This is a genomic window from Companilactobacillus futsaii JCM 17355, from assembly GCF_001435505.1.
In the GTDB taxonomy this organism is placed as follows: Bacteria; Bacillota; Bacilli; order Lactobacillales; family Lactobacillaceae; genus Companilactobacillus; species Companilactobacillus futsaii.
The window spans coordinates 1-25,117 of record NZ_AZDO01000003.1; the positions used below are offsets into that span (position 1 = coordinate 1).

At 35.3% G+C, this 25,117-nt stretch carries 21 protein-coding genes, 1 other RNA gene and 1 pseudogene; 7 read left to right on the forward strand and 16 right to left on the reverse strand.

Features of this window, described 5'->3' with window-relative positions; translation table 11 throughout:
- Positions 1-30 precede the first annotated feature (30 nt).
- Positions 31-2,532, reverse strand: coding sequence for an excinuclease ABC subunit UvrA (locus FC88_RS00210; RefSeq protein WP_057811803.1), 2,502 nt, complete (start codon positions 2,530-2,532; stop codon positions 31-33).
- Between the two features lie 110 nt (positions 2,533-2,642).
- Here FC88_RS00210 and FC88_RS00215 point away from each other — a divergent pair, with 110 nt between their 5' ends.
- Positions 2,643-3,440 carry a MerR family transcriptional regulator gene (locus tag FC88_RS00215; RefSeq protein WP_057811804.1) on the forward strand — a complete coding sequence of 266 codons (798 nt, stop codon included), beginning with the start codon at positions 2,643-2,645 and terminating at the stop codon, positions 3,438-3,440.
- 36 nt (positions 3,441-3,476) lie between these two features.
- On the opposite strand, the gene FC88_RS00220 is transcribed toward FC88_RS00215, so the two are convergent.
- Both FC88_RS00220 and FC88_RS00225 read right to left on the reverse strand, forming a co-directional pair.
- Complete coding sequence (locus FC88_RS00220) at positions 3,477-4,739, reverse strand: CAP domain-containing protein (RefSeq protein ID WP_057811805.1); 1,263 nt, start codon at positions 4,737-4,739, stop codon at positions 3,477-3,479.
- Positions 4,740-4,867: 128 nt separating this feature from the next.
- Positions 4,868-5,734, reverse strand: coding sequence for a DegV family protein (locus tag FC88_RS00225; RefSeq protein ID WP_057811864.1), 867 nt, complete (start codon positions 5,732-5,734; stop codon positions 4,868-4,870).
- A gap of 138 nt (positions 5,735-5,872) precedes the next feature.
- On the opposite strand from FC88_RS00225, the gene FC88_RS00230 reads away from it, so the two are divergent.
- Positions 5,873-7,534 (forward strand): Rqc2 family fibronectin-binding protein, encoded by a 1,662-nt coding sequence (locus FC88_RS00230; protein ID WP_057811806.1) that lies wholly within the window; start codon positions 5,873-5,875, stop codon positions 7,532-7,534.
- A 45-nt stretch (positions 7,535-7,579) separates the two neighbouring features.
- Here the strand turns inward: FC88_RS00230 and FC88_RS00235 are convergent, their stop codons facing one another.
- The 7 genes from FC88_RS00235 to FC88_RS00265 all read right to left on the reverse strand — a co-directional run bounded on the left by FC88_RS00235 (position 7,580) and on the right by FC88_RS00265 (position 15,143).
- Complete coding sequence (locus FC88_RS00235; RefSeq protein WP_057811807.1) at positions 7,580-9,982, reverse strand: ATP-binding protein; 2,403 nt, start codon at positions 9,980-9,982, stop codon at positions 7,580-7,582.
- Complete coding sequence (locus FC88_RS00240; RefSeq protein ID WP_057811808.1) at positions 9,973-11,061, reverse strand: carbamoyl phosphate synthase small subunit; 1,089 nt, start codon at positions 11,059-11,061, stop codon at positions 9,973-9,975. Before FC88_RS00240 ends, FC88_RS00235 begins: the two co-directional genes overlap by 10 nt.
- Positions 11,062-11,082: 21 nt before the next feature.
- Positions 11,083-11,610 carry a bifunctional pyr operon transcriptional regulator/uracil phosphoribosyltransferase PyrR gene (gene pyrR, locus FC88_RS00245; RefSeq protein WP_057811809.1) on the reverse strand — a complete coding sequence of 176 codons (528 nt, stop codon included), beginning with the start codon at positions 11,608-11,610 and terminating at the stop codon, positions 11,083-11,085.
- 106 nt (positions 11,611-11,716) lie between these two features.
- Positions 11,717-12,619 (reverse strand): RluA family pseudouridine synthase, encoded by a 903-nt coding sequence (locus tag FC88_RS00250; protein ID WP_057811865.1) that lies wholly within the window; start codon positions 12,617-12,619, stop codon positions 11,717-11,719.
- Positions 12,612-13,076: a signal peptidase II gene (gene lspA, locus FC88_RS00255; protein ID WP_057811810.1), complete on the reverse strand. Its 465-nt coding sequence runs from the start codon at positions 13,074-13,076 to the stop codon at positions 12,612-12,614. The genes FC88_RS00250 and lspA overlap by 8 nt, the downstream gene beginning before the upstream one ends.
- Positions 13,076-14,761 carry a formate--tetrahydrofolate ligase gene (locus tag FC88_RS00260; RefSeq protein ID WP_057811811.1) on the reverse strand — a complete coding sequence of 562 codons (1,686 nt, stop codon included), beginning with the start codon at positions 14,759-14,761 and terminating at the stop codon, positions 13,076-13,078. The genes lspA and FC88_RS00260 overlap by 1 nt, the downstream gene beginning before the upstream one ends.
- Positions 14,745-15,143 carry an EbsA family protein gene (locus tag FC88_RS00265; RefSeq protein ID WP_057811812.1) on the reverse strand — a complete coding sequence of 133 codons (399 nt, stop codon included), beginning with the start codon at positions 15,141-15,143 and terminating at the stop codon, positions 14,745-14,747. The genes FC88_RS00260 and FC88_RS00265 overlap by 17 nt, the downstream gene beginning before the upstream one ends.
- Before the next feature lie 27 nt (positions 15,144-15,170).
- Between FC88_RS00265 and FC88_RS00270 the strand changes: the two genes are divergently transcribed.
- From FC88_RS00270 to FC88_RS00280, 3 genes are all read left to right on the forward strand, one after another.
- The gene (locus FC88_RS00270) at positions 15,171-15,575 is read left to right on the forward strand and encodes a reverse transcriptase-like protein (RefSeq protein ID WP_057811813.1); all 405 of its coding nucleotides are present in this window, start codon (positions 15,171-15,173) and stop codon (positions 15,573-15,575) included.
- A 66-nt stretch (positions 15,576-15,641) separates the two neighbouring features.
- Positions 15,642-16,655: a lipoate--protein ligase gene (locus tag FC88_RS00275; RefSeq protein WP_057811814.1), complete on the forward strand. Its 1,014-nt coding sequence runs from the start codon at positions 15,642-15,644 to the stop codon at positions 16,653-16,655.
- Positions 16,656-16,757: 102 nt separating this feature from the next.
- Complete coding sequence (locus FC88_RS00280; protein ID WP_057811815.1) at positions 16,758-17,702, forward strand: magnesium transporter CorA family protein; 945 nt, start codon at positions 16,758-16,760, stop codon at positions 17,700-17,702.
- On the opposite strand, the gene FC88_RS00285 is transcribed toward FC88_RS00280, so the two are convergent.
- The 4 genes and pseudogenes from FC88_RS00285 to FC88_RS00295 all read right to left on the reverse strand — a co-directional run bounded on the left by FC88_RS00285 (position 17,699) and on the right by FC88_RS00295 (position 20,575).
- Complete coding sequence (locus FC88_RS00285; protein ID WP_057811816.1) at positions 17,699-18,814, reverse strand: THUMP domain-containing class I SAM-dependent RNA methyltransferase; 1,116 nt, start codon at positions 18,812-18,814, stop codon at positions 17,699-17,701. The genes FC88_RS00280 and FC88_RS00285 overlap by 4 nt on opposite strands.
- A 77-nt stretch (positions 18,815-18,891) precedes the next feature.
- Positions 18,892-19,251, reverse strand: an RNA gene (gene rnpB, locus FC88_RS12535) — RNase P RNA component class B.
- Between the two features lie 309 nt (positions 19,252-19,560).
- A pseudogene (gpsB, locus tag FC88_RS13330) lies at positions 19,561-19,962 on the reverse strand (cell division regulator GpsB); the annotation flags it as partial.
- Between the two features lie 61 nt (positions 19,963-20,023).
- Positions 20,024-20,575, reverse strand: a complete 552-nt coding sequence (locus FC88_RS00295; RefSeq protein ID WP_057811817.1) for an SLOG family protein — start codon at positions 20,573-20,575, stop codon at positions 20,024-20,026.
- Positions 20,576-20,642: 67 nt separating this feature from the next.
- Between FC88_RS00295 and recU the strand changes: the two genes are divergently transcribed.
- Positions 20,643-21,272 (forward strand): Holliday junction resolvase RecU, encoded by a 630-nt coding sequence (gene recU / locus FC88_RS00300; protein WP_057811818.1) that lies wholly within the window; start codon positions 20,643-20,645, stop codon positions 21,270-21,272.
- Entirely contained in the window at positions 21,269-23,734 is a 2,466-nt protein-coding gene (locus FC88_RS00305) for a transglycosylase domain-containing protein (protein ID WP_057811819.1), read from the forward strand. The genes recU and FC88_RS00305 overlap by 4 nt, the downstream gene beginning before the upstream one ends.
- A gap of 47 nt (positions 23,735-23,781) precedes the next feature.
- On the opposite strand, the gene FC88_RS00310 is transcribed toward FC88_RS00305, so the two are convergent.
- Together FC88_RS00310 and FC88_RS00315 are read right to left on the reverse strand one after the other, a co-directional pair.
- The gene (locus FC88_RS00310) at positions 23,782-24,438 is read right to left on the reverse strand and encodes an endonuclease III domain-containing protein (RefSeq protein WP_057811820.1); all 657 of its coding nucleotides are present in this window, start codon (positions 24,436-24,438) and stop codon (positions 23,782-23,784) included.
- Complete coding sequence (locus tag FC88_RS00315; RefSeq protein WP_057811821.1) at positions 24,438-25,061, reverse strand: DnaD domain protein; 624 nt, start codon at positions 25,059-25,061, stop codon at positions 24,438-24,440. Before FC88_RS00315 ends, FC88_RS00310 begins: the two co-directional genes overlap by 1 nt.
- Positions 25,062-25,117: the final 56 nt, after the last annotated feature.

Consider the following 25,117-nt stretch of genomic DNA (forward strand, 5'->3'; position numbering starts at 1 on the left):
TCTTAACTTTTCTTTATTTTTCCAAAGTGGCTAACTTGTTCTTGCAATTTGCGTTAAATAATCAATTGTTAAACTTGATGCATTCTTGACTAAATCACTGGGATCACCGGCAGCCATTAATTTACCCCCAGCACTACCACCTTTAGGACCGAGATCAATCAAGTAATCGGCATTAGTCATCAAGTCCAAATCATGGGTAATGATAATAATCGTTGCACCTTGTGATTTTAATTTATTCATGACGCCAAGTAAGGTTTGAACATCGATCGGGTGTAAACCAACAGATGGTTCGTCAAAAACAAACATCGTCTTATCTTGCTTACCAGTCAAGTGATTAACTAGTTTTAATCGTTGTGCTTCTCCACCAGATAATTCCGGAGTACTTTCGCCAAGATGTAAGTAGTTAAGACCGATCTCGTCCAACAATTTTAATTGCTTTTCAATTTTTGGAACGGATTCAAACACTTTTAGTGCGTCTTTAACTGACAAATTAAGTAAATCGACAATAGAATAGCCGTTCCAACGGATCTGTTGAATTTCATCCTTGAAACGATTGCCGTGACAATATGGACAAACTTCTACCATGTCGGGTAGATACTGAATATCTAAGGAGATTTTGCCAATACCACCACAGTGTTCACAAGCACCTTGCTTATTATTGTAAGAAAAGTTTGAAATCGTATATTTTCTGGCTTTAGATTCAGGTAAATCAGCAAACATCCTGCGGAGATTATCCATAATTGTTGTATAAGTTGCCAAGCTAGATCTCGTGTTTTTACCAACTGGCTTAGCATCGATACTGACAACATTGGTTAATTTAGTGTCCAATTTAGTTACTTGTTTTGGCAGCCTTTGCTTATTTTTCTTAGCTTCAATAGCTGGTACTAAGCTATCTAAAATCAAACTAGTTTTCCCTGCTCCAGAAAAGCCAGTAATAGCAGTTATCTTATTTCCTGGTATTGAAGCTGAAACATCATGTAAATTAAAGTAATTACCAACTTCAAAATCAGTCGTGAGATCCTTAGCATTTTTCTTTGAAGCAATCTTTTCGTGCATAATATCAGCTTTTCCAGAGATAAATGGTCCAATCAATGATGCCTTATCATGTGTCAATTCTTCAGGTGTACCTTGAGCAATGACTTGACCACCCGCATCCCCAGAACCAGGGCCAATTTCGATTACCCAATCGGCAGCACTGATGATGTCGACTTCGTGATCAACGACTACTAAGGAATTTCCCTGGTCAATCAATTTATGAAAAATATTGATCAAGCCTTTAACATTATCAGGGTGCAATCCAATCGATGGCTCATCTAAGACGTAAAGGACTCCAGTTGTTTCGGTCCTCAAAGTCTTCGCTAATTGGATCCGTTGTAATTCACCAGTTGACAAGGTATTACCACTTCTAGACAAGGTCAAATAGTCCAATCCTAAATCTAGCAATGGTTGTAAGGTGTCATGTAAATTCTTGAAAAGCACTCTAGCCATAGCCTGTAATTCTTTGGGAAGTTCAGCTTTAGTCATAGATTCCCATTTTTGAAGCTTGCCAAGCGTTAAATCTGAAACTTCAGCGATATTTTTTTGCCCTACGATTTGTGTCAATAATTCAGGATTCAGACGTGTTCCATGACAAGTTGGGCAAACCGAAAAATGGAAGAATTCGTTGATTTTGTTGATTGAACGTTCACTTTTAACAGTCTTTAATGAGTCATAAACTGCTTCATAAGCATTCTCATACAAAGTTTTATCAGTGTGAAAAACACGTCCAGTCGAAGTCCTGAAATCAACTGAATATTGTTTCTTTTCACCATGTAAAACAATATTTTTTTCTTTATCGGTCAAATCTTTATAGGGAACGTCAGTCCGAACTCCTAGAGTTGCCGCAACCGTTGGCATGAAATTTCTTCCAGGAAGATGCCAAGAAGCTACTACTCCTTGATCAAGTGTTAATGATTCGTCGCCAATTAGTTTGCTCTCATCCAATTCACGAATTTTACCAGTACCATGGCATTGGACACAGGCACCACCAGAATTGAAGGCGAAATCTTCGGCTGACTTAGCCATGAATTCAACACCACAGACGGGACAAGTAATTACTCCCATACGATCTCCTGGCAGATCCATCGCTTGAGCAATTTTGAGACTTGGTTTTATTTGGTGACCATTTGGACAAACAGTCGATCCTAAACGTGAAAAAATCAATCTAACCACATTAAAAATTTCACTCATCGAACCAACAGTCGACCTTTCTGATGGTACTCCGGGACGTTGACGCAAAGCGATTGCTGAAGGAATATTTTTGACTTCTTGAACGTCAGAACTCTTGCTTTGACTAATTCGTCTTCTCGTATAGGTTGATAGAGCTTCTAAGTATCTTCTTGAACCCTCAGCATACAAGATACCCATAGCTAACGAGCTTTTCCCTGAGCCAGATGGCCCAGAAATTGCTACAAATTTATTCAAAGGAATGTCAACGTCGATATTCTTTAGATTGTTGACTTTTCCCCCTCGAACCTCAATTTTTTTATTCATACTAGACTTCCTTTATAATGAATATTAATCCGTCGGTTTTACGTGTATAATGCTAGTGTAAACTATACAGCTGCGTTACAGTCAAGAAATTTAAAAAGGAATTTTTTATCATGTTAAAAATTAGTGAAATGGCTGATTTGGCCAATACTACTAGAAGAACATTAATATTTTACGATCAAGAGGATATTTTTACTCCTAATCATCGAAACAATAATGGTTATCGTCTCTACGACTATGATCAATTGTACGATTTGCTATTCATTCTGGGCTTAAGAAACCTAGATATTCCCCTATCCGATATTAAAAACATTCAAAATTCAACAACTTCTTCAAGAGAATTATTATCGAATACGCAAAGTAAAATCAATAATAAAATATCTGAATTAGTAAAAATTCAAAGAGTTCTTAATAAGAAAATTGAAGATAAAAATTTAGCCGATGATGAAAAATTATATGAACCCTCAATAAAGAAATTGCCAAAGAAACTTTTCTGGCATTCCATAAGTTCTTCAGGGTGTACGGCTGATGAAGTAGCTCAATTATTCTCCAACTTTTACAAGCATTTAGACAACCTAGCAATTATGGAAACGGGGCAATCCGGCTTTTTTACCGACCTTTCGATTGATAATCCCAATGATTATCCAGACGCGTCATTTCAAGTTATTAAAGAAATCACCAACGCAGAAATTGGTCTACCTATAATTGAAAAGCCAGCCGGTTTGTATGCTTGTATTTTAGTCCGAAACAATGGAACCGGCATTAATCATGGATTAACTTCTTTAAAGGGTTTTTGCCGTAGGAATAATTTATCTGTTAAAGAAAATTTGTGGCAAATCAATACCAATAATGATTTTGTAGAAACAGGATCTTCTAAATTCGGTTGGCTTGAATATCAAATAAACAGTTGAAAAAAATAAGGAAACCGATTAAGGTCTCCTTATTTTTTATAGTTGTTGTAATTGATTTTGTTGAATCCAAGCATTAGTACCAATGCGGTACATCTTAACATTAGTTAGTGGATTAACTGCACGACGATCAACGATCCATTCAGTTCCAGTACCAACGGTATTACCAGTATAGTTACCAGAATTATCATAAACCTTAGCATTAGCAGTTGTTCTAACAGTTGAACCAGCTAAAAATGTTGCCCATGGTAATGCATCATCAGCCGCCACGAAGCCATTAGTACATACGTGGTAATAGAAATTTCCATCGATGATAGCAATCATATCAGAAATCCATTCACTGTTTGGAGCCAATGCTAAATCAGTTCTTTGAGTTCCATAACGATCATATAAATGAGTTACTTGATTCTTAGTAGTTACACCACCACGTAAATCAGCTGTTTTATAATTGTCTCTATTTTGATAATCAGCGTCAGTCTTTTTAGCATCCGCAATATCATATTGAGAAACATTGGCGTAGTCATTATCGTTAGTTAGATAGTAAGCATATACATCGCTAGCATCATATTTACTATAAGTTTCTTGATTATTTCCCATTTCTTGTGAGAAATAAATCATCCCATTATTAGAAATACTTACCCCAATTCCAACAAAGTTTACATAAGGATTCAACATATTCTTTCTGTGACCATAGTTAGGTTCAGGATCATACATTTCACTATAAAATTCGTTGGTGATTTTTTGTGCAATAACCGTTGGATCTGTCGTACCAAGCATTGAATATGGCATTTGAGCAATATTCTCTTCAGCAGTCAAATTATAAGGATACATATTTGCTGAATTCCAACCGGCATGGTTATCAACTCCACCAGAATTGATGAAACTATCAGTTCTACTTTGAGCATATGAGTTCAAAACATTCACAGAAGTCAATGGTTGCAAATTATTTTGAGCACGTAGACGATTTAATTCTGAGAACATAGCTACTCTAACAGCTGCTGTATCAATCTTTTGATACCCAGCTTGAGTGGTTGCTGTCCCAGTGCTGGTAGTATCAGAACTATCCGTATTTGAAGTAGTCTGATTATCTTTATTAGTAGTACTATTTTGAACGACATTTTCTTGATCATTGTCGTTTGTGGCAGTGGCTACACTGGAATTATCGCTATTCTTTGTAGTATTTGATACTGTGGGATTTGTCGTAGCGGTGGTATCTGCATAAGCAAGATTCCCTCCTAAACTTGTTGCAAGAAGTGCGCTGGCGGCTAGTAGAATAGCCGTTTTCTTTGTTTTCGAAAACATGATACTCCCCTTTTCACTGTTAATACTGGATACATTTATTTTAACTCAATCAAGTTATTAATAAAGCATTACTTATAATAAATATTTTATATTATTTCGACAAAATAAAAAAGCCTTTCGGCCTTAAATTATGATTTATCAAAATCCTTTATCCAAGCAATTGCAAGCGCACCCTTACCAAGATGTGCCCCAATGACAGGTCCAAAGTATGAACGTTCCAAAGTATTATTTGGATATTTTTCTTTTAATTCATTTGCCCACTCATCGCCAGCTTCTTTATTGTCCGCATCAATAACTAACAATCTCAAAGGATAATCGTCTTCTTGCATGGCTTTAGCTAATTTTTCTTCAGCCTTTAATTTAGCCTTTTTCATGGATCGAACCTTATCATAAGCTACGATTGCATGAGTTTGGTTGTCAAATTCCAATAAAGGTTTAATATTTAAGACAGTACCAATTACTGCAGAAGCATTGGAAAGTCTACCACCTTTAACTAAATTCTTTAAATCATCCACTACGAATGATTCGCCAATTGAAGCTCTTAATGAATCTAATCGATCGATGATTTCATCTAGTGATTTATTTTCTTGAGCCATTCTTGCTGCTTCTTGAGCTAAGTAACCCATTAAGCGAACGGTGATATGTGAGTCGTAAACCACAACATTAATGTTGTCGATGGTTTGGGCGGCACTTTTTAGATTATTAACAAATCCAGAAATGGTACTTGCTAAATGAATCGAAATTACGGTATCATAGCCTTCTTTAGCCAATTTATCGTATACGTTCATCATTTCACCAAGAGAAGGTTGCGCTGTCGAAGGTAATTCTGGTGATTCTTGTAATAAGTCATAAAATTGAGATGTAGTGATATCGATGTCTTCTCGATAAGTTTTAGTATTAAATACTACCTCAATTGGTACAACTGTTATATGATATTTATCGACTATTTCTTGTGGCAAATAAGATGTACTATCAGTTACAATGGCTATTTTCATAAATTTATCAATTCCTTGTTTGGTTACGTATAATGATTGTATAACCATTAGATTATATCATACTCATTCACTTTTATATTTGTTACAACATAAAAGTTTCAGAAATTCTCAAGTATTTTTAGAAAGGAAATTATTTATATGTCTTTTGACGGAATGTTTACTCATGCAATGGTAAACGAATTAAATCAGAATCTTCGTGGCGGGCGTATCAGTAAGATTCAGCAACCGTTCGCTAATGAATTGATTTTAACAGTACGTAGCAATCGGAAAAATCGTCAGTTGCTATTATCCGCTCATCCTAGTTATGCGCGAGTTCAAATTACTGACCAACCTTTTGCTAATCCAGCCAAACCTTCTACTTTCGTAATGTCTTTACGTAAATACATTACTAGTGCAATCGTGGAGGATTTTCATCAATTAAATAATGACCGTGTAGTTATGATCGATTTATCAGCCAAAAATGAGCTCGGTGATATTCATGATTATACTTTGATTATCGAAATAATGGCTCGTCACAGTAACATTTTCTTAATCAGTAAAGAAACTGGTAAAATTGTTGACTTGATCAAACGTGTTTCACCAGAGAATAATAGTTACCGTGGACTATTACCGGGAGATGATTATAAATTACCGCCTGCTCAAAATAAAATCAGTCCTTTTGAGAGTAAAGAAACTGGTGAGGAACTAACTGCTAGTGATTTACGAGCTAAATTCGAAGGGATCGGTTTGGACACTTCAAAGGAATTAGCTAAATTTATTGAAACTGGGCATAATTTAGGCGATTTCGTTGATCTTTACCAAGAGCAAATCCATCCTAATACTGCAAAATCTAACGAAAAAAACAAATTAGGATTCTTTCCTATCAGTTTCACTAATACCACTACTGAAATTTCAGCCTATTCTAGTTTAAGTGAATTGCTAGATAACTTTTATTTAGATAAAGCTAGATTAGATCGAATCGAACAGCAAACTAAAAGTATTACGCATCGTCTAGATATTATTTTGAAGAAAGATAAATCTAAGATAAAAAAACTCAAGCAACAATTGAAAAAAACTGATGTTATGAGTAAATATAATCTTTACGGTGAATTGTTAACTACTTACATGTCAAAAATCAAGCATGGTAGTAGTTCGATAACTTTGACTAATTATTACAACAATGAAGAAGTAACGATTAAACTTAATCCTGAATACTCACCTTCAATGAATGCACAAAGTTATTATAAAAAGTATCGTAAATTACAGAATTCGATTCCGCATATCAATGAACAGTTAGAGATTACTACTAATGAGGTCAACTACTTAGAATCTGTTTTAGCCTCTTTAGAGTATGTTGATATTGAAGATGTTGACGGTATCGTGGAAGAATTGATCTCTTCTGGTTACATCAAGAAAAAACGCAAGAATGCCCGTAAAAAGCGTAAGAAAAAGATTGGTGAAAATTTCCAAACTACTAATGGTACTGAAATTACCGTCGGTAAAAATAATTTAGAAAATGACCAATTAACGATGAAAATAGCTCAAAAGAATCACTATTGGTTCCACGTTAAAAACATCCCTGGTTCTCACGTTATCTTAAAGACTGGCACTCCGGATGAAGAATCAATTACTCAAGCTGCAATCATAGCTGCCTATTACTCAAAAGCTCGTGATTCTAGTAAAGTTCCCGTAGATTATGTCCAAATCAAGCATATTAGAAAGCCTAATGGTGCTAAACCTGGCTACGTTATCTTTGAAGGACAAAAAACTATTTTAGTCGATCCTGATCGTAAATTAGTCGAAGCATTAAAAGAGAACTAAAAAAGACAATGATTTCAATTTTATTAAAAGAAATCATTGTCTTTTTTAATTTTCATTTTTTCTTAATTTAGATAATTCGATTTTTGTTTCTTCCTCATCTAATAATTGATAGCGCTTTGAATCAATCGTCAACAAGTACTTATCATCAAAATTATCAAAGACTTTTTCCAGAGTTAGATCGTCACCGATTTTATTCCCTAGCAACAATTTTACTAAGGTATCGATCACATGAACTGAACTAGCTAATTCATGACGAATAATATCGTTAGTCATTCCACGATATTTCTTAGTCATTAACCAGTGGTCGTTGCTCTTTACTAATTCAAAATTATAAATATCGACTTTTGAATCATCTTCTAATTCTTGTTTAATGAGTCGAGAAATATTGGCTCGATCTTCTACGGTCATAAATTGATTAACTGAACTGATCTCATACAGATGTCCGTCTCGCTTTGCCTGATAGATCACTGAAGGAGCTAAAAAGTTCTCCCCATCACTGACTACCATCACTCGGACCGATGTTCCACCTGTTAATTTCAAGTTTTTTAACTCTTGCGCACTAAACTGGAAAACGCGTTTATCGTCAGTTTCAATCAAATTTTTAGAAAGATCGATGATGTTTAATACGCTGTCATTTTTAATCAAACCTAGGTTTTTCATTTCCATATGAGGATCATCGATCTCAACTACTTTTCGACGCATCGACAATGGAGCATTCCAAGGTTCACGACCAATAATAATTGGTTCCAACCCATTTTGATCGATTGATTTTGCCAATTGGAACAAAACGAACTGACGAATCATGATATCAGTTTTTGAAGTAATAATAGGCGTACGAACGATGATCTTCATTCGATCACTTAACTGCAATTCATTACTGATACCACCCGTCACAAAGTAATTATGATTGATAAAGTCATTATTAGCTACAGAAACAGCTTGTTTGTTCTTAACAACAGTCTTTGTAACAATATCTGGGCTATCCAATAGTAATTTTGAATGACCTACGCCTTTTACGCCCATATTGACCATATGTTCAACGTTGCTGCCATCAATTTCACCTTCACGAATGATCAAACTGTTATCAATAATATTTTGCAAAGCAGTTAAATAAGGCATATTTATCCCAGTAATTTCTGACAAGACAGGCTTTTCAAAGTTTCTTCTCATAGCTTCTGACAAAACATCCAACATCCAATTAGTAGGGTGAATGATTTTTTCAAACAATTCATCATCGTCTAATTTTCGTAATTCATTATAACGATTGAAATTATTATTTAATTTATCATTCAATGCACCTTTATTTAAGACCTCTTCAAGGCTAAAACCATTGACGACAATACTTGAATTTGAAGTTTTGCTTGGTCCTAAATAGCGCTGACCGTTGGTAGACCACTGTGGAAAGCGCGATGTAATGTGATCTACAAATGGTTCAGTCGCTCCATTGAAGTAATTTCCTGCATCTAGTTGTAATTTATCGAGATGATATCCTAAACACAATTGTGCTACAGCGGTAGCTACTGGATAACTTGTTGCATATTCTAAAAACTTAGTCTCCTCACTCAAGCGAGGAATAAATTCTGTAATGTAAGATTCATTGGTAGCGTGGTTATAGGCAAAATGAACGGTACAGACACCTACAATATTAAACGTTCGTGCCAATTTAATCGAAAAATTTCTCAAGCGCTGTAATTTCGAATCATTCAAAGACACCGCTGGTGAAATTAAGTTCGAGTCCAAATGATGAATACCAATTGGCTCGATATCTTCAATCGTTCCTACTAAAGAAGAATTATCATAGCGATCACGTAAGATCGTAAACGAATATTCACTAAATCCACGAATACTACGTTCGATTTCAATTTTAGTGTCAGAAATATCTTCCATTGCCATAAAATTATCTAATTCAAATAAATTATTAATGTTCGTCCAACCACTTGAATGACGATTAGAATAGCGTCTTCTAGCGATGATTGGAAAACCGATTGACCGAATAAAACTATAAATTTCTTTTTCATCATCCGAAGAAACAAATTTGATGACTGGTAAATTTGCATGAGTCAATTTTTTGATAAACAATTCTCGTTTAAATGTAGCCAAAGAGGCAGCAAAACTTGGACCAAGGATCTTAGTTTCACCAATTTTTCCATTCAAACTAGATACGATGCCTAAAGCATTTCTATCCCCAACAGTTGGTAAAATTGAATCGGGATGATATTTCTGAACGTACTTTAAAACATTGTCACCAGTCACTTTTTCCACCACGGTTTTATCGTAAAAAGTACCGGATGACAATAATGACGTCGGATTTTCAACGATAATAGAAAGTTTGTAACCCAATTGATGCAAGATGTCAACGGTATCATAAAGTGCAGTCGATAAGTCAACGTTTTTATCGCTGCTAGTAGGTCCGATAATTAAGATTGAATGTACATCGTCTAATTCCATTGACTTCTAATTCCCTCCTGTTGCTTGACTGATTCGATCAAATCAATAAATTCATCAAATACATAATAGCCATCAGTTGGACCAGGAGCAGCTTCAGGTTCAAATAGAACTCCCATAATTGGCAAATATTCATGACGAATACCTTCAATAGTCCCATCTGCCACACAAATATTAGTTACGATAAAATCAGAACCACCAATATATTTTTGATCTAGCGTATAAGAATGATTGTGATTTACAAAATCAATTTTGCCACTGGCTACTTCCTTTACCGCTAACGACGATTCGTGATGTGGTTGTGGTAATGGAATTATTTGACAATCATTTGCCAAAGCTATCAGCAAGCTGCCCAAACCAATTCCTAAGATTGGATAGTCTTTTTGCAAAGTTTGAATTCTTTCAATTGTTTTAGGCAAATCTTTGGGATCCCCTGGACCATTGGAAAAAATAATTCCATCAGGATGAAGGTTTTTGATTTCTTCAATTGTCGCATTATAATTCACGATAATTGAATTACAATCTCTATAAGATAATTGTCTTAAAATTGAATATTTCAGCCCAAGATCAACAATTACGATTTTTAACCCCATATTGGGATTAGGATACGATTGTCGAGTCGAAACTCGTTTAACTAAGTCTGGTGGCAAAACTAGAGCCTTGATCTGATCGATAGCATGTTCATCGTGAGTATCCATAATACTGGCTTTCATTTCACCATGTTCAGCGATGTGCTTAGACAAAGCTCTCACATCGACATTTTTAATTCCAGGTATTTTCAAACTAGTAATCCATTCTTCAAATGAAATGGAATTATTAACTGTTGATGCACTGGAGGATCCAATCACAACACCTTTACATTGCGAATTGATTGATTCATAAAAATCACGATTAATTCCCGAGTTACCCACAGAAGGAATTGTGAAAGCAATAATTTGACCCTCAGTATTAGGATCAGTTACCGACTGTTCAATCCCTGTACGATTATTTGATATTACTAATTGACCAGTAGTAATAATAGAAGAACCGAAACCATCTCCAGGAAAAACTGTTCCATCTTCTAAAATTAAATAACGTTTCATCTAAAGCAACTCCTCAAATGTTTATTCGATTTCGATTTTATCTTCTCCATCGATCTCCTTCATTGAAACTTTGATTTTTTCTCTTTGAGAAGTTGGAATATTCTTGCCAACAAAGTCAGCACGAATTGGCAATTCACGGTGTCCACGATCCACTAATACAGCTAAAGAGATTTTCTTAGGACGACCAGCACTCATTAAAGCATCCATTGCAGCTCGAATCGTTCTACCCGTATATAAAACATCATCAGTCAAAATCACGTGCTTGTTATTAATATCAATCCCTAAAGGTTGAGCATCAACTTTAGAAATATCTTTTTCTTCATGAGTTTGGTCATCCCGGTATGGGGTAATATCCAATTCGGCAACTGGGATTGAGATATTCTCCAATTGTTTTAATCTTGATTCGATTCGATGAGCCACAAAAACGCCACGTGTTTTGATTCCCACGAGGACTAAATCTTCAATTCCTTTATTTCTTTCAATAATTTCATAAGTAATACGTGTCAATGCACGAGTCATTGTTTGACCATCAATAATTTCTTTTGCCATTAATTTTCCCTACTTTCAAAAAAAAAACACCCACAAAGTGAGTGCTTTAGTTTATTTATAATCGCACACAATTCTATTTTTACATTATAGCACGACACAATTACTGTCAATGACGTAATTGCATTAAAGTGTCCAAGAAAATCTTAGGAGGTTCAACTGAGAATTCCATCCATTTATTAGTTCTTGGATGAACAAATCCTAAAGTCTCGGCATGTAAAAATTGACCATTACCTTTTAGAGTATTTTTAGGACCATACAAAGGATCTCCAGCAACTGGATGACCAATGTATTGCATATGTACTCTGATTTGGTGCGTACGACCAGTTTCTAATTTTAATTTAAGAAGCGAGTAGTTTTCGAATTGTTCCAAAACCGTAAAATGAGTAACCGAATTTCGACCATTTTCAACAACGGCTTGCTTTTTACGATCAGTCTTCGAACGACCTAATGGCGCATTGATCTTCCCAGTTTTTTCTTTGAAATTACCGTGAACGATTGCCACATATTCACGAAGATTACTCTTCTCTTTTAGTTGTTTCATTAATGATTGTTTGGCTAGATTATTCTTAGCTATCATTAATAAACCTGAAGTATCCTTATCGATTCGATGTACAATACCTGGTCTAATCACATCATCATCATTGATTTGACAATGATATAAAATTGCATTGACCAACGTCTTGTCTGGATGACCGGCGGCAGGATGAACTACCATTCCTTGGGGTTTATTGACAACTAAAACGTCTTCATCTTCATAAACAACGTCGATTGGAATATCTTCTGGAACTGCTTCAATAGATTGTTCTTCTGGAACGTTCACCAAAATCGTATCACCACTTGTCAATTTATAACCGCTTTTAGATACGGGTTGTCCATTGACGGTAATATATTGATCTTTGATGAATTTTTGAATCTGGGAACGCGTTAATTCTTCAATTTCATTATTGATAAAGGCATCTAGACGTCCCTTTTTTGTTTCATTATATTCTAAGTTAAAAGACTTATTTATTATTTTTCTCACCTGCTAGTTGGATAATCAGTGAACCGATAATTAAAATCACTCCAATGGTGATATAAGTATCAGCCAGATTAAAAATTGGAAAGTTGATAAAATCCAAATTGAACATATCAACGACAAAATGTCTCGTAAAACGATCAATGGCATTACCAACTGTGCCTGCTAATAAGAATATCAAAGAAAAGCGATAAAGATAATCTTTTTTATCAGCTTTAATAAATAAATATGCTAAAACGACCACAGCAACAATTGTTACCACATAAAAAAACATCATTTTGCCTTCTAACATGCTCCACGCTGCCCCAGTATTAGTAATATGCGTTATTGATAAAAGACCAGGGATGAAGTCATGTACACTCATAGGAGCTATGTTCGTTGTCACGTAGGATTTTAGAGCTTGATCACCAACTACTAAGACTGCAAACAGTAGCCAATAAACTAACTGCACTAGAACAATCCTCCAATGGTACCTTCATTATCAACATCCATGTTCAAAGCTGCTGGTTTCTTAGGAAGCCCAGGCATTGTCATAACGTTACCTGTCAAAACAACAATGAATCCAGCACCTAATTTTGGAATGATATCAGTTACATGAAGCGTAAAGTCTCTTGGTGAGCCGAGTCTCTTAGGATCATCACTGAGTGAATATTGAGTTTTGGCGATACATACTGGGAGATCATCCCAAGCATTATCTTTTAATACTTGTAGTTGATTACGAGCTTTTTTGCTGTATTCAACGTTATTAGCTCCATAAACTTCTGAAGCAATCGTAGCAATCTTAGCTTCAGTTGTCTCTTCATCTTCATATAAGCGTGTATAGTTAGCAGCTTTTTCAGTTGCTTTGACGACGGCTTTAGCTAAGGCTTGACCACCTTTACTACCGTTGTGATGAATTTCAGCTAATTGAACGTCTACCCCTACTTCGTCACATAAACTAGTCAAAAGTTTAATCTCGTTATCAGTGTCAGTAGCAAATTTATTGATAGCAATGACAACTGGGATGTGATAATAACGCATGTTATGAATGTGACGTTTCAAATTCTTAAAGCCAAGATTTAAAGCGTTCAAATCTTCATTTTGAATATCAGCCAATTTTTGACCACCATTGTACTTCAAAGCACGAACAGTAGCGACAATAACGATCGCATTTGGTGCGTGATTCAATCTTGGTGTAACGATATCTAAGAATTTTTCGCCACCAAGGTCAGCACCAAATCCAGCTTCAGTAACAGCGTAATCACCTAACTTCATAGCTAACCTCGTAGCAAGGATACTGTTGCATCCGTGAGCAATGTTTGCGAAAGGTCCGCCATGAATAATTGCCGGTGTATTTTCCAATGTTTGAACTAGATTTGGCTTTAGAGCATCTTTTAGAAGAACAGTAATTGCTCCTTCAACATGCAAGTCTCTAACAAAAATCGGTTTCTTGTCAAAAGTATAAGCAATTAAAATACTTGAGATACGTTCTTTCAAATCATCGATGTCTTGTGCCAAACACAATACTGCCATCAGTTCACTAGCGACGGTGATTTCAAAATGTTCTTCTCGAGGAACAGAATTGAATGGGCCACCAAGTCCAACGACGATATTTCTAAGTGCACGGTCATTGATATCTAAAGCACGTTTCCAAACGATTCTTCTAGGATCGATATTTAAAGCATTGCCTTGATGAATATGATTATCGATCAAAGCAGCTAATGTATTGACTGCACTAGTTAAAGCGTGCATATCACCTGTAAAATGAAGATTGATGTCCTCCATTGGTACTACTTGAGCGTATCCACCACCAGTAGCACCGCCTTTCATTCCCATAACAGGGCCTAAAGATGGTTCACGAAGTGCCAAAACAGTCTTCTTACCTAGAGATTGTAAAGAATCAGCTAAACCAATAGCGACGGTCGACTTACCTTCGCCAGCTGGAGTAGGATTAATAGAAGTTACTAAGATCAACTTACCATCGTCGTTTTCTTCCATAGTTTTTTTAATACTACGACCAGAAAACTTAGCTTTATAGTGACCATATGGTTCAATATCATCTGGCGTTAAACCTACTTTTTTAGCAATTTCGTTAATATTTTTCATATTGTCATGCTCATTAATTTGAGCAATTTCGATATCACTTGGAAATGACATTGCTTTCACCTGCTTCTTTTTTGATTATATTTAAAATTCCCTTTGTAGAAATAATTTTGAATGGAAAGAAATCCCGATTACTAAAATGGAACTCCATTGTCCAATTATTGTCCGCCCTTATGTTAACATCTTCGTGTTTAAATACACGTGCCTTATAGTATGGTTCCTTAATTGTGATTGAATCCTTTGAAATTTTGATCCAAGAATTAGCGATAATATAAAAAACATAAATACCATCGATGATCCAAACTATAAATGGAATAAAACTAAGCGCCATGATCTCTAGTTGTAAAATAATACCTAAACAAGCTAGACTTAATGCGATAGACCACATAATCACGCCCCATGCGCCAGTTGGTTGAACAAAATGTTTCTTTGACATAATTTCTCCTGAAAGGTTCTAAATAATATGATTAAATTGTACACCGATGCCGGATTAAATACTAATTTAAATCTTGGTGTCGTTGCGTATGTAATAAAGCAAAATAATAAATTTTATAGTGATGCGTTTGAACAAGATTTTAATGACAATCACTATTTGGAATTCTTAGCATTAAAAGTAGCTTTGAAAAAGATTATAGAAAAAAATTGGAATGATGATATTCTCCAAATTCATTCTGACAGTCAAATAGTTATTGATAGTCTAAATAAAAAATATTCTAAACACTATCAACCGATATTAAATGATATTTTAAAAGAACTGGAATCGTTTCCATTTTACTTTGCTAAACATGTCTCAGATAAGGAAAACAGTGCTGCTCACGCCCAAGTTCATCAAAAAATGTTAAACATCCGTAAACATGGGTCTAAATAGTTTTTAGAAAACAGAAACTATGCTACGATTAAACCGTTTTCAATTATAATTGAGGGGGATTTCCTTATGTACTACGTTGTTATGAAAGATCGCGATATTCGTGATAATTTAGCTACCGAGCAATATCTAATGAATAATGTGAAATTTGATGAACCGTTAGTCCTATTTTACATTGAAAAGCCTTGTATCATCGTTGGACGGAATCAAAATACGCTTGAAGAAATCAACAGTGATTACATCAAAGATAACAATATCACCGTTACTCGTCGTATCTCTGGTGGTGGTGCTGTTTATCAAGATCTGGGCAATTTGTGTTTTAGTTTCGTAGTTGATTCCAATGACAAAAACTTTGGTGATTTTAAATCATTCACTCAACCAATTATTGATGCCTTACATCAAATGGGCGCTACCACGGCCGAAGTTTCTGGTCGCAACGATTTATTAGTCGACGGCAAAAAGTTCTCAGGAAACGCCATGTACTCTAAAAACGGTAAAACTTTCTCACATGGTACCTTGTCACTTGATGTTGATTTAGATGTTCTCACTAAGGCTTTGCACGTTCAAAAAGACAAGATTGCTTCTAAAGGTATTAAATCAATCAGGAGCCGTGTAACTAACTTACGTCCATATTTAGCTCCTGAATATCAAAATTTGACTACTGAACAATTCCGTGATCGTTTATTATTAGAATTGTTCCATGCAAACAGTTTTGATGAGATCAGAAATCACGAATATATCGTGACCGATAAAGATCAAAAGGCAATCGATGAAATCAAGGAAAAATATTATTACAATTGGGATTGGGTCTATGGTAAATCCCCTGCTTTTACTGCTAAGCAAAGAAAGCATTTTGATATGGGAACAGTTGATATTCGTTATAATGTTGCCAATGGTATAGTTGAGAATATTGAAATTTACGGTGACTTTTTCGGTATGAAAGATGTTAATGATATTAAGCAAAAATTATTAAATGTTAAATTTGACCGTGATGAGATTTTAAAAGTACTCGATCAATTTAATTTGGATGACTATTTTAAGGGAATTCCTGAACAAGACTTAGGAAAACTCTTCACTCCATAAAATAAGATTTGTTTACTCTTTCAACAAAAAGCGAGCTGGGAAAAATAATTCTCGACTCGTTTTTTATTTTTGTTATGATTATCTTTAATAAGGGGTTAAAAGATGATTAATGAAATTGTTTTAAATGATTCAATAAATCTGATCGATGTTCATTCTACGACAAATTTAAACGATGATGATCGTATGAAACTAATTGAGGAATATCGATTGACTAACGAAGTTTTAGATTACGCCGATGATGAAAATGAAAGAGCCCGTTTTGAATATGATGAGTTAAGTCAAACTTATCTAATCGTCTATAACATTCAAAATGAAAACGACCAAATTGAAGATTTATCACAAAGGGTCTTACCTATTTCATTAGCAATCAAAAATCAAAAATTATTTCTTTTTACTAATGATGCCACGCATTACGTCGAAGATTATATAGTTAATGCCAAGAATCACTTGAACAAGAAATATCAAAAACAAATTTGGGAATTCATTTTCAATACTTTTGACCAAATTTCTAATGATTATAGCGATCAAATCAGTGAGATCGATTTTCAAAGAAATAAAATTCAGTCTTTGATCCGCCGTCACCGTTCGTCTGAGAACCAAATTTTAGAACTGTCTGATTTAGAAGATTTAACGACTTATTTGAATACTGCCATCAATGACAACTATGCTGTAGTAAAACAGTTGCAGATGGTCTCTAGTGGCAACTCTCAAGTAATCCATTTAGATAAAGTCAGTAAGGAACATTTACATGACTCGTTGGTAGAAACTGAACAACTCAAAAATCAAGTCGACTTAAGTTCTGACATTATTGACCGAATTTCTAATACCTATAATAATATTCTCAATAATAGAACAAATACGACCATGAAGATACTAACGGTTTACACCATTATTCTCAGTATCCCCACGATCGTATCAGGTTTTTACGGTATGAACATGAAACTACCTATTGCTGACCAAAAATGGTCTTGGATATTTTCATTGATCATTACCGTAGCTATTATTCTAATAATTCTTTGGGATTTGCATCGCAGAAACAGTCTTTAATGCTTTGCCCAATATTGATAGAGGTCAGTTCTAATTGAACCATTGTATAATTTACGTTTCTTAGTTGCTTGTTGACCATAATATTTTTCAAATTCAGTATCACTAGTCAAAATATATTTATTCCAAGTGGGAGCGGTCGCAAAGACTTCTCCCATTTCTTTATAGAGTTTACGAACATTTTCCATATCACTCATACGTTGACCATAAGGAGGATTGGTAATAATAGTTCCGTATTCCCCTTCGATCTTTAAGTCTTTAACGGCAATTTGCTTAAATTGGATATCGTGCAAAACGCCAGCATCGTGTGCATTCAATTTAGCAATATCAATCATTGAACCGTCAATATCACTGGCGAAGATATTTAAGTCAACATCTTTTTCACCAGCCTTAGCTTCTTCCTTTAAATTAGCTAAAATTTTAGGATCAAACCAATCGAAACTTTCAAATAGGAAATGACGTTGAATTCCGGGAGCAATATTTCTAGCTAAGCGAGCGGCTTCGATTGCAACCGTACCAGACCCAGTGGTTGGATCGATAAAAGGATCCTCTTCTGGATGCCAAACAGTTAAAAGGATCATCGCTGCCGCAAAGTTTTCTTTCAATGGAGCAGTGCCATGTTCAACGCGATAGCCACGTCTATACAAAGAATCTCCGGTTGTATCAAGCGTTACTTCAACCATATCTTTGTGAATTCGAGTTTCAATTTGAAATTTTGCACCAGTCTCGGGCAATCTACCACGACGCATGAAAACATCGGCCATTTTATTAACAATGGCTTTTTTAGTGATTGCTTGAATATCTCTTTCAGAATGTAATTGAGATTTAACCGTTCGAGCTTTGATAGGAAAAGCAGCGTTCAAAGGTAGCCAATTATCCCAATCAATTGCGTAAACCTTATCGAATAGTTCTTCAAATGTCACTGCTTTAAAACTATCGATCAAGATTTTGATTCTATCAGCACTGCGTAACCAAAGATTAGCCCTAGCAATATCTTCATATTCACCATCAAAATAGACCTTACCGTTCTCAGTCTTTGTATCGTATCCCAAATTTTGTAATTCTCTTGCGGTTACAGATTCAAAGCCGCTTGACATAGTCGCAATTAATTTCATATTGCCCCTCTTGTTATTATTATTTAATTTTTTGTATAAAAAAAGGACGAACAAGTCGTCCCTCTGCCTCGATAAACTCCTATAGGCCACGTTCTGTTCATGTATTAGGTTGGCAAACCTAATACAGTTAGTAATCATCTATCTACAATTAAGCCTTCACAGTAGATTCATTTCTCGTTATGAAGCGCCCCTACCAAAGTTTGGGTTGCCCGCTTGCGGGGTTTACCTCGTTCCAGTACTGCAATTTCTCACAGTAATACGTCTCTGTGGCACTTTCAAGCTATTAACACATAGTCTCACTGACCTTAGTGCTTTCGCTGCCGTTACCCGAAGGTACCTTGGCTTATTGGGCCAAGCACAAACACTGCAAACATCTCAGTTCGCGCGGGCGTGGACCTTCCTCAGCCTAGATAACTAGACCGCGATTACTCGTAATTTACCGACTTGAACAGTATACACTAAATTCAATTAAATTCAAACCCGATATTACTGATAACCTATAAAAAACTTATCAGTAATTAAAATTGATTGAAGTTATTGTTATTATTCATATTTCCATTAAAATTATTCTGTCCAGAATTTGGATTGTTCATTGGACGATTACTTTGGAAATTATTATTAGCATTAGGATTATTAAAATTATTATTCATAGGACGATTCATTCTAGGATTGATTTCTTGATGACCACTCTCGACTCCATTGTGATTCATATTGTTAGGTACGACTGCTGATGCAAATTGCTTAGTTTCGTGATTTTCATCAGGCAAACCATTGCTGAAGTCATGGCCAAAGACACGCTTTTCAAGATTAGAGATACGTCTCAAAATATCATAATTAGTTGAAGCTTCAGCAGTAGAGCTCTTTGGTTGAGGTCTCATTCGATTATTTTGTGGACGTTGTTGAAAATTTTGATTAGGATTATTATTTCCTGGACCAGCATTACGTGCTTGCATTAAACGATCATTTTCACTCTTAAGTTGATCGATTTCGTTAGCAAATGTTTCGTAATCTTTAATAATTCCATCTAAAAATTGGTCGACTTCTGTTGGATCATAACCACGCATTTTAGTTTTGAATTCTTTTTGGAGAATATCGTTTGGTTGATAATTTAATGAAAGATCATTATTATTATTTGTTTGTGGATTCATTCCATTCATATTATTCATTTAAAACACCCCAGTGTTAATTATTGTCAATTTATCTTATAACCTAACTATCATATAACATATTAGCAAAGTCCTGCATAGAATCAAAATCAATTAGTTCTAACTGATAATCGATTCCACGATCCTGATAAGCTTTGATAGCCTCATAATCATATTTTGGTTTGCCACCGCTATCTGGATCATAAAAAATCAAAGCACCATCAGTATGTTTGAGCATAAATTCTTGCCATACTCTCAATTGTCTAGGATTATGATAACTCATATCGGAGACTTTATTGACATAGTCTGCATTTCTTAAAAAAACATTTAACAATAGCTGTTTTTTCTCATTCCACTGACTGCCAAATTCTGAAAACGGTAGCATTACTGCATGTCTAATATTATAGCCCTTTTTCTTCACTTCTTGCACGGCTTTTCCAACTATTTGCTCCGTACCTAGTTGAGCTCCAGTGATGACCCATTCCATCCCGTCTTCAGCGTAATCTGTAATTCTTTGACTAAAAAAGTCTTGAATTACTTTGGCTTTTGGGTCATCATCTTTAAAAATACCTAATTCGTAAGAACGGTATCCAGTGATCCATAGATTTTTAATCATAAAGAATCCTCCCAATAATTATTATTTTTACCATCATGGTATAATTTGCAGAGTAGGAGTTGATATTTTGAAAATAAACTACCCTGACGGTCGTGTTTTCCACAATAATCGTCCGTCAAGACCTTCTTTAAATACTAGTGCCAAGAAGAAACTCATTTTTGGTGATCGTGGTATGACCCTTGAAGAAGAGATTAATGAAAGCAACAAGTATTACCGTAGTCACGATATTGCCGTGGTTTACAAAAAACCTACGCCAATACAAATTGTCAAGGTCGATTATCCAAAGCGAAGTAAAGCTGTTATTAGAGAAGCTTACTTTCGACAGGCTTCTACGACTGATTACAATGGCGTATACAATGGCTACTATGTTGATTTTGAGGCTAAGGAAACTAAAAATAAAAATACTTTTCCTTTAAAAAACTTTCATCAACATCAAATTGATCATCTTAGAATGTGTCAAAAACAAGGTGGCATCTGTTTTGTTATTATAAAATACGTAACTTTAAAACGCTATTTTGTAATGCCAGCGGATGACCTCTTTGTTCATTGGGATGCCCAAAGGCATGATGGTGCTAAATCCATTCAGCTTAAGGATATCGTTGATTGTTCAATTGAGATCAAAGCTAATTATGATCCTACTTTACCTTATATTGATGCTATACAACAATTGATAGAAAGTGGGAAGGAGAAAGAATGAAAAAAAATACCAGTATATTGACTTTCAAAAATATTCTCAAATGGTTTTTAGCCATTGTTGCCGTATTGGCAGGAATATTTTTGTTCATCTTTGTTTACTACGCTTTTAGTGCACCGTCTATTAGTCAGGAAAACTTACAAAGCGGTGGATCTTCAACGATTGTTGACTCAACCGGTAAACAAATCGCTTCACTTGGGGACAATAAGAGAAATTATGTGACCATCGATAAAGTACCACAACAGATGGAAGATGCCGTAATTTCAATTGAGGATAAGAATTTTTACAATGAACCACTTGGAATCGATCCTGTAAGAATTGCTAAATCAGCTTTTAACAATATTACTAAAGGGACTCTCCAAGGTGGAAGTACCTTAACGCAACAATTAGTAAAATTAACAGTCTTCTCTACCGATACTAAAGATCAAACTTTTAAACGAAAAATGCAAGAGGCTTGGCTGGCGATGCGTGTTAGTCAAAAATTCTCTAAGCAGCAGATCCTAGAATTTTACGTTAATAAAGTTTATTTGAACAATGGTATCTATGGGATTGAAACTGGGGCCAAGTACTATTATGGCAAGTCATTGAATAAGTTGAGCTTGGCTCAAATGGCAATGTTAGCTGGCTTACCTAATGCACCAAGTAATTATGATCCATACACCCACCCTACTCAATCTAAGCAACGTCGTGATTTAGTTATTAAAGCTATGTACAATAACAATAAAATTACTAAATCACAGGCTCAAGAAGCTATCAATACACCAATTTCTGATGGCCTCTTGCCTTACAAGAAGGTTTCAAACAGTAACAATACTAAACGAATAATTGCTGATCCATACATTAAAGAAGCAATTTCAGAAGTTAAGAAAAAAGGATTTGATCCATATCGTGATAATCTAAAAATTACTATCAATATGGACTATGGCGCTCAAAAACGTCTTTACAATATCGTTAACTCATCTAGTTACGTTCAATTCCCTGATTCAAAAATGCAAGTTGGTGCTTCGATCGTTAACCCTAATAACGGTAAGGTCGTAGCAATGATTGGTGGAAGAAATCTAGGAAATGTACAATTTGGGCTCAACCGAGCTGTACAAACTACTCGTAGTAATGGTTCAACGATGAAACCTATTTTGGATTATGCTCCAGCTATCGAAAATCTTAATTGGTCAACTTATCATCAATTAGAAGATACTGAATATACTTATCCTGGAACCAATATCCAACTAAAGGATTGGGATGAAGAATATCAAGGTCAAATGAGTTTGAGAAAGGCTTTGGTCAATTCTAGAAATGTCCCTGCTATCAGAACTTTGTCAGCAGTAGGATTATCCAATGCGATTGATTTTGCTAAAGGTTTAGGAATTGATTCAATCAAAGAAAGCGATGGCTTATCAGTTGGTATTGGTGGTTCAGTTTCATCACTTCAAGGAGCTTCTGCTTATGCAGCATTTTCGAATGGTGGAACATACTACAAACCATATTATGTTTCTAAAATTGAAACAGCTGACGGGATGGTTCATAACTATAGTAAGTCTGGTAAACGTGCAATGAAGGATTCAACGGCTTACATGATTACTGATGTCTTAAAGGGCGTTCCTTCAAGTTATGCCACTTATGCTAACATTTCTGGATTACATCAAGCCGGTAAAACTGGTACTACTAACTATTCTTCTGATGCAATCGCTGCTAACTCATTGTTAAATGGTAAAGCAAAAGATTCTTGGTACAATGGTTACACTAGAAACTACTCAATGAGTGTTTGGACCGGTTATGATTCCGAAAATCAAAACGGAATTTCTTCAACTTATCAAAGTGTTGCTGGTAAGATTTATAAAGCCGAGATGAGTTATTTGGCTAAACAAACTGACAGCAATCCTAATTGGAAGAAACCTAGTTCCGTCGTTTCTATGATGATCAAGAACAACGGTTCAACTACACCAACAGTTGCCTCACCTAGTTCGAGTTCATCCACTTATACTAAAGAATTGTTTGTTAAAGGTCATGCGCCTTCCAATCCATACAAGGATTCCGATTACACTTCAAGTAGTGCTTCTAGCTCAAGTAGTAATCAAGTAACTTCAAACAACCATTCAAGCAGTTCTTCTGAATCTAGTGATGAGGAAAATGATACAGGTACTGATGGTCGTGTAGAAATTACTGGTTCTGATGCGGATAATAATGAAAATAGTGATTCCAATGGCAGTTCAAATTCGACTGGGAATACTAATAACAGTACTAATAGTAATGGCAACACTACTGATAACAATAATTCTTCGAATACTGGTAATTCCAATGGTGGAACTACTGGCGGCACAACTGGCAATAATAGTGGTTCAACTGATTCCAACGGTGGAACCACTGGTGGCACGACTGGCAATACCGGTGGTGGTACAACCAATAGTGGCGCTACGACTAACAATGGTGCTACAACTAACAGTTCTGCAGACAATAACGCACAATAAATAAAAAAGGTTCAAGACAGATTTTTTCTGTTTTGAACCTTTTTATTTTATTTTTGAGGTAGTCCCTCATTTTCCTCATTTAATTTGTCACAAGTAATAATCAGCTGATTAGTTTCCTTAGTTGGATCCAGTTTCATTGAGTATTTCCGTCCATACTCAATCATCGTATGATGCGCACGGTGAAGTTCTTCGGGTTTTAAAACACTCACAATCTTCTTTTCAACTTGCAAAGGATTAGCTTTTTGATCTACAAAATTCAATCGTTTTGAAATAGCTGAAACATGTGTATCCACAGCGAAGGTCGATTGATTGAAAACATCACTTAAAACTACGTTGGCTGTTTTTCTACCTGCACCAGGAAGTGCCATGATACCCTTCCTAGTTTCGGGGACAACATCGTTTAATTCCTCATGGACTATACGTGCCGTTTTAATGATGTTTTTTGCTTTATTATGGAATAGGCCCACGCTTTTGATAATTTGCTCTACGTCTTCTATATTAGCGTTCATGAGGTCTTTTGGTTCTGGGTACTTAGCAAACAAAATCGGTGTGACCTTGTTGACGGACACATCAGTTGCTTGTGCACTCAAAATAACCGACACTAAATATTGAAATGGCGTTCTTGAATCTAGTGACGGACCAACCGGTCCAATATCTTCTTCCATCTGGTGAATAGCCCAGACGATTTGTTCATCTTTTAACATTAATATCCCAGCTTCTTTCGTCGTTCTTGGAGTTGTTCTGCTGTCTTAATATTACTCTTTTCCCAGCTAATTAAAATCCGATCCATGTACTTTAATGAATAGGCTTGATTTAAAACAGCTTCTTTCAATGCTAGATCAATCAATTCAATACTGTAATGATCGTCATCGATCCACTGGTGAATTTGTTCCTGCTCAATTGGTGAAATTGGACGACCAAACTCCACTTCGATTTTTTTGAACAATTCTTCAGTATCTGACATCAATTTGTCTTGTTTATTAGCCAGTTTTTCTTGTTCCAAAAGATTCTTCAATCGATAAAAAATTGGTGTCAAAGAATAAATATCTCGTTGTTGATGATGGTCGACTACGGTTTTTAATTCAATAATACCCAACTTTATTAATCCTTGAATGATCGTATAGATTGAAGCTTCGTCCATTCCAGTATCCTTAGCTAAATCTTGAGCCATTGGAAAAGTATTACCTTTTTGAGCATACATTGATAGAGCCAAATAAACAACGAGATCACGCTCTGTCATACCCAATTTATGAAAATTTTTAATTATTAAATTGTTGATAGTCGTACTGCCACTGTCGACAAACGAGTTGAATAAATCATCATTCATATAAATTACTCCAATACATAAAAAAAGCCCGAGAAGACGATCTCGACTTTTTTTGT

Bases quoted from the DNA above. Each gene is read 5' to 3' on its own strand.
- FC88_RS00220 (WP_057811805.1), bottom strand. From the start codon at position 4,739: ATGTTTTCGAAAACAAAGAAAACGGCTATTCTACTAGCCGCCAGCGCA.
- FC88_RS00310 (WP_057811820.1), bottom strand. From the start codon at position 24,438: ATGTTAAAAGATGAACAAATCGTCTGGGCTATTCACCAGATGGAAGAA.
- FC88_RS00225 (WP_057811864.1), bottom strand. From the start codon at position 5,734: ATGAAAATAGCCATTGTAACTGATAGTACATCTTATTTGCCACAAGAA.
- FC88_RS00260 (WP_057811811.1), bottom strand. From the start codon at position 14,761: ATGTCATTTCCAAGTGATATCGAAATTGCTCAAATTAATGAGCATGAC.
- FC88_RS00240 (WP_057811808.1), bottom strand. From the start codon at position 11,061: ATGAAACGTTATTTAATTTTAGAAGATGGAACAGTTTTTCCTGGAGAT.
- FC88_RS00235 (WP_057811807.1), bottom strand. From the start codon at position 9,982: ATGGAATTAGACGATGTACATTCAATCTTAATTATCGGACCTACTAGC.
- FC88_RS00305 (WP_057811819.1), top strand. From the start codon at position 21,269: ATGAAAAAAAATACCAGTATATTGACTTTCAAAAATATTCTCAAATGG.
- FC88_RS00265 (WP_057811812.1), bottom strand. From the start codon at position 15,143: ATGTCAAAGAAACATTTTGTTCAACCAACTGGCGCATGGGGCGTGATT.
- FC88_RS00280 (WP_057811815.1), top strand. From the start codon at position 16,758: ATGATTAATGAAATTGTTTTAAATGATTCAATAAATCTGATCGATGTT.
- pyrR (WP_057811809.1), bottom strand. From the start codon at position 11,610: ATGGCAAAAGAAATTATTGATGGTCAAACAATGACTCGTGCATTGACA.
- FC88_RS00275 (WP_057811814.1), top strand. From the start codon at position 15,642: ATGTACTACGTTGTTATGAAAGATCGCGATATTCGTGATAATTTAGCT.
- FC88_RS00215 (WP_057811804.1), top strand. From the start codon at position 2,643: ATGTTAAAAATTAGTGAAATGGCTGATTTGGCCAATACTACTAGAAGA.
- FC88_RS00285 (WP_057811816.1), bottom strand. From the start codon at position 18,814: ATGAAATTAATTGCGACTATGTCAAGCGGCTTTGAATCTGTAACCGCA.
- FC88_RS00270 (WP_057811813.1), top strand. From the start codon at position 15,171: ATGATTAAATTGTACACCGATGCCGGATTAAATACTAATTTAAATCTT.
- FC88_RS00210 (WP_057811803.1), bottom strand. From the start codon at position 2,532: ATGAATAAAAAAATTGAGGTTCGAGGGGGAAAAGTCAACAATCTAAAG.
- FC88_RS00315 (WP_057811821.1), bottom strand. From the start codon at position 25,061: ATGAATGATGATTTATTCAACTCGTTTGTCGACAGTGGCAGTACGACT.
- FC88_RS00295 (WP_057811817.1), bottom strand. From the start codon at position 20,575: ATGATTAAAAATCTATGGATCACTGGATACCGTTCTTACGAATTAGGT.
- FC88_RS00230 (WP_057811806.1), top strand. From the start codon at position 5,873: ATGTCTTTTGACGGAATGTTTACTCATGCAATGGTAAACGAATTAAAT.